The 12,863-nt window shown below is 63.0% G+C and carries 13 protein-coding genes; 11 read left to right on the plus strand and 2 right to left on the minus strand.

Translation table 11 applies throughout. The features are described 5' to 3' along the window. Positions 1-25 precede the first annotated feature (25 nt). From truB to BMY91_RS12910, 8 genes are all read left to right on the plus strand, one after another. Positions 26-949 carry a tRNA pseudouridine(55) synthase TruB gene (gene truB / locus BMY91_RS12875; protein WP_217639258.1) on the plus strand — a complete coding sequence of 308 codons (924 nt, stop codon included), beginning with the start codon at positions 26-28 and terminating at the stop codon, positions 947-949. 2 nt (positions 950-951) lie between these two features. Further along, the gene (locus tag BMY91_RS12880; RefSeq protein WP_090822441.1) at positions 952-1,305 is read left to right on the plus strand and encodes a hypothetical protein; all 354 of its coding nucleotides are present in this window, start codon (positions 952-954) and stop codon (positions 1,303-1,305) included. Position 1,306: 1 nt separating this feature from the next. Then, entirely contained in the window at positions 1,307-1,759 is a 453-nt protein-coding gene (locus BMY91_RS12885) for a hypothetical protein (RefSeq protein WP_090822442.1), read from the plus strand. Positions 1,760-1,847: 88 nt separating this feature from the next. Continuing rightward, entirely contained in the window at positions 1,848-2,831 is a 984-nt protein-coding gene (locus BMY91_RS12890) for a bifunctional riboflavin kinase/FAD synthetase (RefSeq protein WP_090822444.1), read from the plus strand. A gap of 160 nt (positions 2,832-2,991) precedes the next feature. Then, entirely contained in the window at positions 2,992-3,261 is a 270-nt protein-coding gene (rpsO, locus tag BMY91_RS12895) for a 30S ribosomal protein S15 (protein WP_017198030.1), read from the plus strand. Positions 3,262-3,502: 241 nt separating this feature from the next. Continuing rightward, the gene (locus BMY91_RS12900) at positions 3,503-5,755 is read left to right on the plus strand and encodes a polyribonucleotide nucleotidyltransferase (RefSeq protein WP_090822446.1); all 2,253 of its coding nucleotides are present in this window, start codon (positions 3,503-3,505) and stop codon (positions 5,753-5,755) included. A gap of 81 nt (positions 5,756-5,836) precedes the next feature. Continuing rightward, a complete protein-coding gene (locus BMY91_RS12905) occupies positions 5,837-7,180 on the plus strand; it encodes a M16 family metallopeptidase (RefSeq protein ID WP_090822448.1) in 1,344 nt (447 codons plus the stop codon). Positions 7,181-7,271: 91 nt separating this feature from the next. Further along, the gene (locus tag BMY91_RS12910; RefSeq protein WP_090822449.1) at positions 7,272-7,733 is read left to right on the plus strand and encodes a DUF1579 family protein; all 462 of its coding nucleotides are present in this window, start codon (positions 7,272-7,274) and stop codon (positions 7,731-7,733) included. Between the two features lie 13 nt (positions 7,734-7,746). Here the strand turns inward: BMY91_RS12910 and BMY91_RS12915 are convergent, their stop codons facing one another. Next, on the minus strand, positions 7,747-8,013 hold the full coding sequence (locus tag BMY91_RS12915; protein ID WP_090822450.1) for a MoaD/ThiS family protein: 267 nt from the start codon (positions 8,011-8,013) through the stop codon (positions 7,747-7,749). A 4-nt stretch (positions 8,014-8,017) separates the two neighbouring features. Further along, positions 8,018-9,145, minus strand: coding sequence for a GTP 3',8-cyclase MoaA (gene moaA / locus BMY91_RS12920; protein ID WP_177179911.1), 1,128 nt, complete (start codon positions 9,143-9,145; stop codon positions 8,018-8,020). Positions 9,146-9,279: 134 nt separating this feature from the next. Here moaA and BMY91_RS12925 point away from each other — a divergent pair, with 134 nt between their 5' ends. The 3 genes from BMY91_RS12925 to BMY91_RS12935 all read left to right on the plus strand — a co-directional run bounded on the left by BMY91_RS12925 (position 9,280) and on the right by BMY91_RS12935 (position 12,819). Continuing rightward, a complete protein-coding gene (locus tag BMY91_RS12925; protein ID WP_090822453.1) occupies positions 9,280-10,017 on the plus strand; it encodes a response regulator transcription factor in 738 nt (245 codons plus the stop codon). A 367-nt stretch (positions 10,018-10,384) separates the two neighbouring features. Next, a complete protein-coding gene (locus BMY91_RS12930) occupies positions 10,385-11,233 on the plus strand; it encodes a sensor histidine kinase (RefSeq protein WP_371261046.1) in 849 nt (282 codons plus the stop codon). Then, positions 11,230-12,819 carry a molybdopterin-dependent oxidoreductase gene (locus BMY91_RS12935; RefSeq protein WP_090822456.1) on the plus strand — a complete coding sequence of 530 codons (1,590 nt, stop codon included), beginning with the start codon at positions 11,230-11,232 and terminating at the stop codon, positions 12,817-12,819. The genes BMY91_RS12930 and BMY91_RS12935 overlap by 4 nt, the downstream gene beginning before the upstream one ends. The last annotated feature ends 44 nt before the right edge of the window (positions 12,820-12,863 follow it).

A 12,863-nucleotide genomic window follows, 5' to 3' on the forward strand; every position in this document is an offset into this window, starting at 1 on the left:
CCTAGCCACCCATATACTGGTAAGCGTGCTTTCTGGACTGGTAATCGTTGACAAACCGCAGGGATGGACCAGCCACGATGTGGTTGGCCGGATGCGGCGGCTGGCTGGTACCCGGAAAGTGGGGCACGCAGGGACGCTGGATCCTATGGCTACCGGCGTTCTGGTGCTCGGCATCAACAAGGCAACACGCCTGCTGACCTACATTGTTGGCACGTCAAAGACCTATACCGCCACCATCAGGCTCGGCGAAACCACCATCACCGATGACGCCGAAGGCGACGTCACGGAGGCCCGCAGCGCCGCGGATGTCACCGACGACGCCATCGCCGCCGGTGTTGCCGCGCTGACCGGCCCCATCCAGCAGGTGCCCAGCAGTGTCAGCGCCATCAAGGTCAACGGCGAACGCTCCTATGCCCGTGTCCGCTCGGGAGAAGAGGTCAAGCTCGCTGCCCGCCCGGTGACCATCCACCGCTTCGATATCCACGGCATCAAAAGGATCGACGCCGGACGGGTGGTTGACGTTGATGTCACCGTGGAATGTTCTTCCGGAACGTACATCAGGGCTCTGGCACGCGACCTCGGCAAGGATTTGGGCGTCGGAGGTCATCTGACGGCACTCCGCAGGACCAAGGTGGGCCCCTACTCCTTGGACCAGGCCCGCACCCTGGAGGAGTTGGCGGAGGAGCTTGAAGTCCTGGAAATGTCCCTCGCCGCCCGTGCTCTCATGCCCAACCGGGAACTGAGCGAGGAAGAAACCACGGAAATCTCCTTCGGCCGCAGAATCGCTGCCGGCCCGGGCACAGGGACCCCGGAGGCCGCGACGGCCGAGAATCCCGCGGCGGCCTTCGCGCCGTCGGGAGAGTTGGTAGCTCTGCTGGCTGACTCCGGGAGCTTTGCGAAGCCGGTGCTGGTCTTTGCGCCTGGAACCGGGACAGGTCAGGCGAAGTAGGCATGGACGGATACTTCTACGCCATCCTGATTGTTGGATTGGTGTCCACCATCATGTGCGTTGTGGCTGGAATCATGAAGAAGGCCCCCAACGATCCCACCATCTTCTCCGTGCTCGCCATTGAGCTGGTGCTGGTGGTGTACTTGGTGGGTTCGATTGTGCGCGTAGCCTTGGGCGAACAGATTGCCGGTGAAGCGTGGGAATTCTGGGGCTATTTGATCACGGCGCTGATGATCCCGTTGGGGGCAGTCTATTGGGCCATTCTTGAACGAACCCGCTGGAGTAATTTCGTCCTCGCGGCCGTGGGTGTCACGGTGCTTGTGATGGGTGCCCGCATGAACCAGATCTGGTACTGACATGAAGGAAGAACACAACGTGACTGGAACCGAGACAAACTCTGCGAGCCAGCGGCAGCAGCAGAAGGACACCCGGAACACGGGTCCGGGACGCCTTCTCATCGCCGTGTACGCCGTCTTCGCGTTGTCGGCGACCGCTCGCGCCGGCTACCAGATCGCCACCAAGTTCGCCGAAGCCCCGCTGGCGCACATCCTGTCCGCGTTCGCCGCCGTCGTCTACATCGTGGCCACCATTTCCCTGGCAAAGCCGGGCCGCACCTGGTTCAAGGTCTCCGTAGCCGCAGTGCTCACGGAGCTTATAGGTGTGCTGGTGGTGGGAGCGATCAGCCTCTTTGATCCTGTGGCGTTCCCGCACGACACCGTGTGGTCCTTGTTCGGGCGGGGTTATGGCTTCGTGCCGCTGGTCCTCCCGATTCTGGGACTCCTGTGGCTCAACAAGCGCCGGCCGTCCTGAGCCCACTGCCCTTGCGGGTAACCTTAGAATGTTCCGGCGCCGGAAGGCTGCCGGGCGGAACGAATATCTGCAGTAAAAGGCGAGGTTGATGGTCCACATCTGGAACGATCCCACTGAAGTCCCCCAGGACTTCGGACCAGCTGTCGTTACCCTAGGGAACTTTGACGGCGTTCATCGCGGCCACCAGCATGTCCTCGAGCAACTGACCGATACCGCCAAGCGGCACAACATTCCGTCAGTCGCCGTGACCTTTGATCCGCATCCTGCCCAGGTGCACCGGCCGGAGTCCGCTCCAGAGCTGATCATGGGGCTGGAGGACAAACTCGATGCCCTGGCGGAGACCGGCGTCGATGCCGTGCTGGTCATGAAGTACACCCTTGACCTCGCGGCCATGACACCTGGTGAGTTTGTCCGCGGCGTTCTCCTTGAGGGACTCCACGCGGCACACGTGGTTGTAGGCCACGATCTCCGTTTTGGTGCCGGGAATGTTGGGGATGTAGTCACCATGCAGGAGTTGGGTGAAGAACTCGGCTTCGGTGTGCAGGTAGTCAACGAGTATGGGGCGGGAGGCTTCCCGGTTCACGACGACGGCGATACCGACCGCCGCTGTTCTTCCACCTGGGTGCGGGAAGCCTTGTCCGAAGGTGACGTGGTGACTGCGGCTGCCGTGCTTGGCCGACCCCACCGCATGCGGGGCGAAGTGGTCCATGGCGCTGCCCGCGGACGCGATCTTGGCTTCCCAACAGCAAATCTTTCCCATGACTCCACGGGGTATGTTCCCGCGGATGGCATCTACGCGGGATGGTTGATCGATCAGTCCGGTACCCGCTGGCCCGCAGCCATCTCTGTTGGTTCCAACCCCACTTTCGATGGCGTGAGCCGACAGGTGGAGGCGCATGTGATCGACCGCCCCGAGGAGAACGTAGAGGACTTCGATCTCTACGGCCAGACCGTCGCTGTCGAATTCACGCAACGGCTCCGTGGCATGGTGGCTTACCGGGGACCGGAGGCATTGGTCGAACAAATGTGCTTGGACGTAGCCCAAGCACACGAGCTCCTGGCCGGGCGCTAAGGGCGTTTTCGACAACACCGCTGACCTGCCGGTAAACTGATGAGTGGATCCGGCTGCAGTCCGTGGCGGCTGGACCTGTTTTTGTGTGCGGCAACGTACCAAGGGCAACCCGTCAGCGAGGCGCTGCACCGGGAGGCACGGCACAACTCTAGGAGTTCACGTGGCACTTGACGCCGCTGTAAAGCAGTCCATCATCAAGGAATACGCAACCTCTGAAGGCGACACCGGTTCGCCCGAGGTCCAGGTTGCAGTCCTGACCCAGCGGATCAAGGATCTGACTGAGCACATGAAGGAGCACAAGCACGACTTCCACACCCAGCGCGGTTTGCTGGCCATGGTTGGTCGTCGCAAGCGCATGCTTTCCTACCTGAAGAACACTGACATTGCCCGCTACCGTGCGCTCATCGAGCGTCTCGGCCTGCGCCGCTAGTCTGCCTTTAGGGGCGGCCCGCTCCTCTCCGGAACGGGCCGCCTTCTTCACCAACAACTAAAAACAGGAATCAACCGCATCGCGCATTCGCGGTCCTCGGTAGTGATTCCCGGGAAGGTCATCTGTGGTGATGACGCCCGTGGATCTCGATCGATGACCGGGTGTCGTACAGGCCAGGAAAAAAGAAGAGGCCTGGGTTGATGCGGTGGACTTCCGCTAACAGAAACGGAGGTGACTCTCTATGGAGGGTCCCGAAATCCAGTTCTCCGAAGCCATCATCGACAACGGCCGTTTTGGCAAGCGCGTCATTCGCTTCGAAACCGGTCGCCTCGCCAAGCAGGCAGCCGGCGCCTCGATGGTCTACATCGACGAAGACACCGCGCTGCTCTCAGCAACCACCGCAGGCAAGCAGCCGCGCGAAGGTTTCGACTTCTTCCCGCTGACGGTTGATGTCGAAGAGCGTATGTACGCTGCCGGCCGTATCCCGGGCTCGTTCTTCCGCCGCGAAGGCCGCCCGTCCACGGAAGCCATCCTGGCTTGCCGCCTCATGGACCGTCCGCTGCGTCCTGCATTCGTCAAGGGCCTGCGCAACGAAGTCCAGATCGTCGTCACCGTTCTGGCGATCAACCCGGATGAGCTCTACGACGTCGTCGCCATCAACGCGTCCTCGATGTCCACCCAGCTCTCCGGCCTCCCGTTCTCCGGCCCGATCGGTGGCGTTCGCGTCGCCCTCATCGCCGATGAGCAGGGTTCGCAGTGGGTTGCCTTCCCCAAGCACTCCCAGCTGGAGAACGCCGTGTTCAACATGGTTGTTGCCGGCCGCATTGCTGGTGACGATGTCGCCATCATGATGGTTGAAGCCGAAGCCACGGACAACTCCTGGAACCTCATCAAGGAACAGGGCGCAACCGCTCCTACCGAAGAGGTTGTTTCCGAGGGCCTCGAGGCTGCCAAGCCGTTCATCAAGGCTCTGTGCGAAGCTCAGGCAGACCTGGCAGCACGCGCGGCCAAGCCGACTGTCGAATTCCCGGTCTTCCTCGATTACCAGGATGACGTCTACGCCGCTGTTGAAGCCGCTGCCGCTGACAAGCTGGCCGCTGTCTTCCAGATCGCTGACAAGCAGGACCGCGACAACGCCTCAGACGAGCTCAAGGACGAGGTTCTTGGTGCACTTGCCGGCCAGTTCGAAGGCCGCGAAAAGGAACTGTCCGCAGCTTTCCGCTCGGTCACCAAGCACGTTGTCCGCCAGCGCATCCTCAAGGACCAGGTCCGCATCGACGGCCGTGGCCTGACCGATATCCGCCAGCTGACCGCCGAGGTAGAGGTTCTGCCCCGCGTTCACGGTTCCGCAATCTTCGAGCGCGGCGAAACCCAGATCATGGGCGTCACCACGCTGAACATGCTCAAGATGGAACAGCAGATCGACTCGTTGTCGCCGGTAACGCGCAAGCGCTACATGCACAACTACAACTTCCCGCCGTACTCCACCGGTGAGACGGGCCGCGTCGGTTCCCCGAAGCGCCGCGAAATCGGCCACGGTGCTCTCGCAGAGCGCGCACTGGTTCCGGTTCTGCCCACCCGCGAAGAGTTCCCGTACGCCATCCGCCAGGTATCCGAAGCCCTCGGATCCAACGGTTCGACGTCCATGGGTTCGGTCTGTGCTTCGACGCTCTCCATGCTCAACGCTGGTGTGCCGCTGAAGGCCGCCGTTGCCGGTATCGCCATGGGCCTGGTTTCCGACCAGGTTGACGGTCAGACCCGCTACGCCGCCCTCACCGACATCCTCGGCGCCGAAGACGCTTTCGGCGACATGGACTTCAAGGTAGCCGGTACTTCCGAGTTCGTTACGGCCATCCAGCTGGACACCAAGCTCGACGGCATTCCCGCTTCGGTACTGGCAGCAGCCCTGAAGCAGGCCCGCGAAGCCCGCCTCCACATCCTCGAGGTCATCAACGCAGCGATCGACACCCCGGACGAGCTCTCCGAGTTCGCACCCCGCGTCATCGCCGTCAAGATCCCCGTTGACAAGATCGGCGAGGTCATCGGCCCCAAGGGCAAGATGATCAACCAGATCCAGGAAGACACTGGCGCGGACATCTCCATCGAAGATGACGGCACGGTCTACATCGGCGCCACCAACGGCCCGTCTGCTGATGCAGCACGTTCCGCGATCAACGCCATCGCCAACCCGCAGGTTCCGGAAATCGGTGAGCGCTACCTGGGTACGGTCGTCAAGACCACCACCTTCGGCGCCTTCGTTTCCTTGACCCCGGGCAAGGACGGCCTGCTGCACATCTCCGAGCTCCGCAAGCTGGCCAACGGCAAGCGTGTGGATAACGTTGATGACGTCGTCTCCGTGGGCCAGAAGGTCCAGGTCGAGATCACCAAGATCGATGACCGCGGAAAGCTCTCCCTCTCCCCGGTTGTTGCCGAGGAAGAAGGCGCAGCCTCCGAGGATGCTCCGGCCGAGGCTGCAGAAGCGTCCGCAGAGTAGTCTGTAAGCAGTACACCCGGCGGGGCCGGTGGGCTTGAAAAAGCTCCACCGGCCCTTCCGGCCTTAACCTGAAAGGCCTTAATGACTGTCGTACCCTTGCCGCTGGAGCAGACCCTTCCGGGTGGCGAATTGATCCATGGTGCCGAAGGCGGTTCCGTGGTGCGCCGCTCCGTCCTTCCGGGCGGCGTGCGCGTCCTGACCGAGGCTATGCCTGGCCAGCGCTCGGCCACCATTGGTTTCTGGGTGGCAGTGGGTTCGCGCGATGAGGCGGACGGCCAGCATGGTTCCACACACTTCCTTGAGCATTTGCTGTTCAAGGGCACCAAGAAGCGCACGGCCCTGGAGATCGCGTCCGCCTTCGACGAAGTAGGCGGCGAATCCAATGCCGCGACGGCCAAGGAAAGCACGTGCTACTTCGCAAGGGTCCTGGACACGGACCTTCCCATGGCCATCGATGTCATTGCCGACATGATCACGGGTGCGGTCCTTGACCCCGCCGAGCTGGAGCAGGAACGCGACGTCATCCTTGAGGAAATCGCCATGGACAGCGATGACCCCACGGACGTAGCGCATGAGAAATTCGTCGAAGCCGTGCTGGGCAAGCACCCATTGGCCCGCCCCATTGGCGGAACCCCCGGTGCCATCAAGGCTGTAGCCAGGGACTCGGTATGGGAGCACTACCAGCGGTACTACCGTCCGGAAGAACTTGTCATCACCGCGGCGGGTGGCTTGGACCATGACGTCGTCTGCGAGCTGGTTCTTGATGCTCTAAAGTCTGCCGGCTGGCAGTTGGATGCTGATGCGGCACCCGTCAAGCGCCGTGGGACCGAACGGGCGGTCATCACCGGGACTGCGGGCCTCCACGTTGTCAAACGCCCGGTTGAGCAGGCGAACATCATTATGGGTTGCCCCACGATTGTGGCCACCGACGACCGCCGCTTTGTGATGAGCGTTCTCAACGCCGTTCTCGGTGGAGGTATGTCCTCCAGGCTGTTTCAGGAGATCCGTGAGAAGCGGGGCCTGGTGTACTCCACGTACTCTTTCACCGCCGCCTACGCTGACGCCGGATACTTCGGCATGTATGCCGGATGCACCCCTTCCAAGGTCCGGCAGGTGCTTGACCTCCTTGGCGCGGAGCTGGAGAAGCTGGCCAAGGACGGCATCACGGAAGAAGAGCTCAGGAAGGCCGTGGGCCAACTCAGCGGGGGAATCGTCCTTGCCCTTGAGGACACGGGCTCGCGGATGTCACGGCTGGGCCGGGCAGAACTCGTATCCGGGGAATTCCAGGACATTGACCAGACTCTTGCCCGGATTCAGGCTGTCACGGTGGAGGAAGTGCAGGATTTGGCCCGCGAGCTCGCAGAGGCGCCCCGCACCATCACCGTCGTCGGACCGTTCGAGGAAACCGAGACTTTCGGCCTCTAGGTTCCCCTCCACAATCTCTGGACTCACGCACTGTGAACAGGGCAGCATGATCACACGGTGATGATGCTGCCCTGATGACTTTGGAGACGTGATGGATTTGCCCTCAAACGGCCAAGCTGCGGAGATGCTGCAAGACTTCATTGGCCATTGGCGGGGCATCACGGAAATTGCCGCGTCCCCGTGGGGAAACGTCAGGACAGCTGAAGCTGAGGTGGTCTTTTCCAAGGCGGCCGGCGGCTACGCCGTTGTTCAGAGCTATCGGCACCGGGAACCTGACGGCGCACATTTTGAGGGGCACGGTATGTTCACTGTGGATCGCGATCATGGTGACACGCTCTGGTATTACGTGGACAGCATGGGACGGCCGCCAGCCAGCCCCGTCCGCGGGTCATGGAGTGCGGGCACGTTGACCCTGGACCGGCGAACAGGCGACGGGGTAGCCAGGCATACGTTCCGCGTCGAAGATGGAGTACTGGTGCACACGGCCGACTTGCGGCTAGAAGGCACGTCTGACTTCAGTCCCTTGCTGAAAAGCGTCTTCCGGAAAGTCTGAACACGGACTGGTCCTAACCTCCGGCGAACGGGGGCAGGACATCGATGACGTCCTGCGGGTCAAGCGGGGCTTTGTGGTCGCGAACGGCCACCTCATTACGGAGAAAACTGCTGCGGGCCACAATGCGGGCCAGAGACGGCGTGCCTTCGGGAGGCTGTGGACGTTCGACGGCGAGGGCAGCTTCCAGCAGCGCCTCCAGGCTGGTCCCTTCCGGCAAATGATGGACTTCTTCTTCGACTCCTGCCGCCGAGCGTGCGGCGGCGAAGTAACGGACAAGCAAGGGTTCAGCCTCCGATTGCGCTCATGCTGCGGTCCGGCTGGACGAAGTCCGCTGCGCCGAGACCGGTGTGGTCCATGCCGTGTGCCTTGGGCTTGATCCACATGGCATCCTGCCACCGCTGGGCAAGTTGGTCGTCCGTGGCCCCTTCACGCAGCAGGCCCAAAAGATCGAATTCTTCGCGGGAAAACAGACAGCTCATGATCTTGCCCTCTGCGGTAATACGCGTTCTACGGCAGTCGGAGCAGAAGGGCTCGGTCACCGAGGCGATGATGCCGACTGTACCGAGGACCGGACCGGTGGCAGCATCGGTTGCCGGGTCCCGGCGTCGTACTTCAAAGCGCTCCGCGGGGGCGCCGTCGCGATCACGGGAATCCGCGCCGAGGACGTAGTCGCGGGACAGAAGGCCGCGGATTTCTGCTGCCGTGATCATGTTGCGCCGGGTCCACCCATGATCGGCGTCCAAGGGCATCTGTTCGATGAAGCGCAGTTCGTAGCCGCGGCCCAACGCCCACGCCAGAAGGTCCGGTGATTCGGCATCGTTGATGCCACGCATCAGCACGGCGTTCAGTTTCACCGGTCCCAGTCCGGCTGCCCAAGCGGCATCAACTCCCGCCAGCACGCGATCCAGGAACGGGCGGCGTGTGAGCTTGGTGAACGTCTCCTCGTGCAGCGAGTCCAGTGAGACGTTGATCCGGGTCAAGCCTGCGGCCTTCAGTGCGGCCGCCTTCTTGTCCAACCCCACGCCGTTGGTGGTCATGGAGATGGGGAGCTCCGGGTGGTTGCTTCGAATGCCGGAAATGATATCCACGAGGTCAGCGCGGACCAATGGCTCGCCACCGGTGAGGCGAAGTTCCCGCACACCCAGGGATGTCACGCCAAGGCGCACAATGCGGATGATTTCATCCTTGGTCATCACGGCCTGCTTGGATAACCATTCCAGTCCCTCGGCCGGCATGCAGTAGGTGCAGCGCAGGTTGCATTTGTCCGTCAAGGAGAGCCGCATGTCCGTGGCCCGCCGGCCGTAACGGTCCCACAGTCCTGCGGGCGTGTCCGCAGGACGCGGGGGCGGTACCCCGACGCCACCTACAGTGCTGCCCGAAGGGGGCACCGGCATGCCAAGCTGAACACTCATAAAATCAGGCTACGCCACAGTGTCCGGATCAGTGACACCAGTTACAGTCATACACTTCTTACGGATTCCATACACTTGAGCCCCCGGCGCCAGGATCGGGTGCTCAACGCCGTCCACAAACCTATGCTGAAAGCGTGACCACACATACGGCATCATCATTCGCGGAGCCCGGGAACCGCCGCATACTCCTGGTGGAGGACGAGCAGACCATTGCCGATGTGGTCCGTGACTACCTGCTGAAGGCAGGATTCCAAGTGGATATGGCGGGGGATGGCTTCTCTGCCCTCAGCGTCGCAGCGTCACGTCGGCCCGACTTGGTGATCCTGGACCGTATGTTGCCGGGACTGGACGGCGTTGAAGTGTGCAGGCGCTTGAGGCTGACCATGAGCGTGCCCATCATCATGGTCACGGCGCTGGGTACCGAGGACGACCGGATCCTGGGGTTGGAAATGGGAGCGGATGACTACGTCACCAAGCCCTTCTCGCCCCGGGAGCTGGTGCTCCGGGTCAAATCTGTACTGCGCAGGAGCGTCAAGGAGTTCGCCCCTGAGCCACCCGTTGAAGCCGCTGGCCTTGAACTTGACCCCGGGTCCCGGACGGTCACCCACGGCGGATCCCACCTGGCTCTCACGGTCCGCGAGTTCGATCTCCTCGCGTTTCTGATGCGCAGGCCCAACCAGGTCTTCAGCCGGGAGGAACTCATCAAGGCAGTGTGGGGTTGGGACTTCGGCGATCTCTCCACTGTCACGGTCCACGTCCGTCGTTTGAGGGAGAAGATCGAAAGCAACCCCACCAAGCCCCAACTGATCAAAACTGTCTGGGGCGTTGGGTACCGCTTCGATGACACAGGAGGTGGGCATGGAAAGCAGTGAACTCTGGACCATCCTCGCCTGGGTCCTGTTCTGGGCTGTCCTCATCGGCGCCACCACCTTGCTGCTCCTCCGGCTGCTTCGCCGCGCCTCGGTGCTTGCCCAAATCTGCCTGGTTGTGGTGGCCACGGTTGCTGTCTTGGTGGCGGGCATGGTCAGTGCCTTCAATGCCATGTTCATCTCCGCCAGGGACCTGGAGGTCATGTGGTACATCCTGGCCATGGCCTCCGTGGTGGCCGTCGCCTTGTCCCTCATGCTCGGTGCCGGTGTCTCCCGGAACGCGGCCCGATTGGTGGACGCGGCCCGGCGGCTTGGCCGGGGTGAAACCTTGGACAGTGGGGTTGGTGAGGGCCGGGGGAGCGCTCCCGCCATGACCTCCGAACTGGCTGAACTTGCCCAGGAGCTTGAGGCAAGCAGCCGGAGCCTTGCCGAGTCCAGGGAACGGGAAGCCGCCATCGAGACGGCGCGGCGCGAACTCGTGTCCTGGATTTCGCACGACCTCCGCACACCCCTTGCCAGCATGCGCGCCATGACCGAAGCACTTGAGGATGGCATGGCATCGGATGTTCCCGGCTACTACCGGAAGATCATCGGCCAGACAGAACAGATGACGGCCATGGTCAACGACCTCTTGGAACTGTCCAAGATCCAGGCAGGCAGTCTCCGCCTTCGCGCTGAACCTTTGGATCTGTACGACCTCGTCAGCGATGCTTTGGCGGACCTTGCCCCTTTGGCCTCGAAGCGCGGAATAAGGCTCGACGGCGGCGGGGACCGCGAATGCATGGCCGTCGCCGATGGGCCAAGCCTGGCACGTGCAGTCCGGAACATCCTGCTGAACGCCATTATTTACAGCCGTCCTGACACTGAGGTCCACGTCAGCGTCGGCCGCGACAACGGGAACGCCGTCGTTGCCGTCCAGGACCACTGCGGCGGTATCCCTGACGAGGACCTTCCACACTTGTTCCAGACGGGGTGGCAGAAGGATCCCGCGCGCGGCACCGCGGAAGGGCTGCAGGGCAGTTACAGCGGCGCCGGAATCGGACTCAGCATGGTGGCGGGCATCGTCAAGGCCCACGGCGGGTGGGTCACCGTGAACAACGTCGACGCCGGATGCCGCTTTGCGCTGTCACTGCCGGCTGGATTGCTCCCGCCGTCTTCCCTGCCGGGAGAAAGCCTCCCGCCTGCTTTAGCCGATGACCGCCACGGAGGCACATCATGAGCACGCCTGTACGCAATGTGGCCACAACGCGGCGAACCATGGGCAGGCCCGCTCTCTGGGCAGCCGGCTCCGGCCTGGCCGCCGGGGCGGCCGGAATCGCGGCGGGAGAGCTCATCGCTGGTCTCCTGAGCCCGCTGGTGTCGCCGGTGACAGCCTTGGGAGGAGCCGTGATCGATGCGGTGCCGCCGGGGGTCAAGGACCTGGCAGTGCAGTTGTTTGGTACGGCCGACAAGATCGTGTTGATTGCTTCCATCGGAGTCGTCGCGGGGTTCCTCGCGGCCATAGCCGGCGTTCTGGAGCGTCGCCGGACCGGGTGGGGGCTGGTACTCGCCGGCTTGGCAGGCGCCGCAGGGCTGACCGCCGTCGTGACCCGTGCGCAGGCCGGTCCGCAAGCGGCGCTCGCACCGATCGCGGCGGCAGTGGTCACCATGTTGCTGTTGCGGGCACTGATCCGCCGGCTGACCACCTGGGCGCCGTCCCATGGCAGGCCCCCGCAGCAGGATGGCGAACCTGCGCCCCTGGCCAGACGGAGCTTCCTTAATGCCATCGCGGGAACCTCCATCGCGGCTGTGGTTGCAGGAACAGTCACCGCTGTCCTCACCCGGGCAACTGCTGTGGCGTCTGGGTTCCGGGGTTCCATGACACTCCCGGCACCGTCCGCAGCGCCGCAGGCCATCCCCGCGGGTGCCTCCCTTGCCCTGGACGGCATCAGCCCCTTGGTAACTCCAAATGCCGATTTCTACAGGATTGATACCGCCCTGACGGTTCCTGCAATAGACCCGCCTGCCTGGAAGCTCAAAGTCACCGGAATGGTGGAGCAGGAGATCGAACTTGACTTCGCCACCCTCCTCGCCAAGCCCATGACGGAGCGGCACATCACCATCGCCTGCGTGTCCAACAACGTCGGTGGCGACCTCATCGGCAATGCACGGTGGCTCGGTTGGCCTGTGCGGGAACTCCTGGCCTTGGCACGGCCGCAGGCAGGCGCTGACATGGTGTTGTCCACCAGTAATGACGGCTGGACGGCCAGTACGCCGCTGGAAGCCCTGACGGACGACAGGGACGCACTCCTGGCGATAGGCATGAACGGTGAACCGCTGCCACTGGAACACGGCTTCCCCGTCCGGATGATCGTGCCGGGACTCTACGGTTTCGTCTCGGCCACCAAATGGCTCACGGAACTGAAAGTGACGCGCTTCGCGGACGACGTCGCTTACTGGACTCCCCGAGGCTGGAGCGACCATGGGCCCATCAAAACGCAGTCCCGGATCGACGTGCCCCGCAATGGGCGGACCGTCCAGGCCGGCACAGTGCAATTCGGTGGCGTGGCGTGGGCCCAGCACAGGGGCATCACCCGAGTGGAACTTCGGGTCAACCGCGGACCATGGGAGCAGGCCACGCTCGCAAGCCCCATCTCCACAGACACCTGGTACCAGTGGCAGCTCGGCCTGGACCTCAGCTCCGGTGACTACGAAATCCAGGTCCGGGCCACCGACTCCACCGGCCAACCACAGACCGAGGACAAGGCCCCGGTAGCCCCTGATGGCGCAACGGGGTACCACACCATCAGCGTCAAGGTGGGCTGAGGACCTACTCTGGGTACGTCCGGATATTTCCCGGAACCAAACGT

It is taken from the genome of Arthrobacter sp. yr096 (assembly GCF_900108925.1).
GTDB lineage: Bacteria > Actinomycetota > Actinomycetes > Actinomycetales > Micrococcaceae > Arthrobacter.

Excerpts from the sequence above, each read along its gene's own strand:
- BMY91_RS12880 (WP_090822441.1), top strand. The coding sequence starts at position 952 with ATGGACGGATACTTCTACGCCATCCTGATTGTTGGATTGGTGTCCACC.
- BMY91_RS12885 (WP_090822442.1), top strand. The coding sequence starts at position 1,307 with ATGAAGGAAGAACACAACGTGACTGGAACCGAGACAAACTCTGCGAGC.
- BMY91_RS12890 (WP_090822444.1), top strand. The coding sequence starts at position 1,848 with ATGGTCCACATCTGGAACGATCCCACTGAAGTCCCCCAGGACTTCGGA.
- BMY91_RS12900 (WP_090822446.1), top strand. The coding sequence starts at position 3,503 with ATGGAGGGTCCCGAAATCCAGTTCTCCGAAGCCATCATCGACAACGGC.
- BMY91_RS12905 (WP_090822448.1), top strand. The coding sequence starts at position 5,837 with ATGACTGTCGTACCCTTGCCGCTGGAGCAGACCCTTCCGGGTGGCGAA.
- BMY91_RS12910 (WP_090822449.1), top strand. The coding sequence starts at position 7,272 with ATGGATTTGCCCTCAAACGGCCAAGCTGCGGAGATGCTGCAAGACTTC.
- moaA (WP_177179911.1), bottom strand. The coding sequence starts at position 9,145 with ATGAGTGTTCAGCTTGGCATGCCGGTGCCCCCTTCGGGCAGCACTGTA.
- BMY91_RS12930 (WP_371261046.1), top strand. The coding sequence starts at position 10,385 with ATGACCTCCGAACTGGCTGAACTTGCCCAGGAGCTTGAGGCAAGCAGC.
- BMY91_RS12935 (WP_090822456.1), top strand. The coding sequence starts at position 11,230 with ATGAGCACGCCTGTACGCAATGTGGCCACAACGCGGCGAACCATGGGC.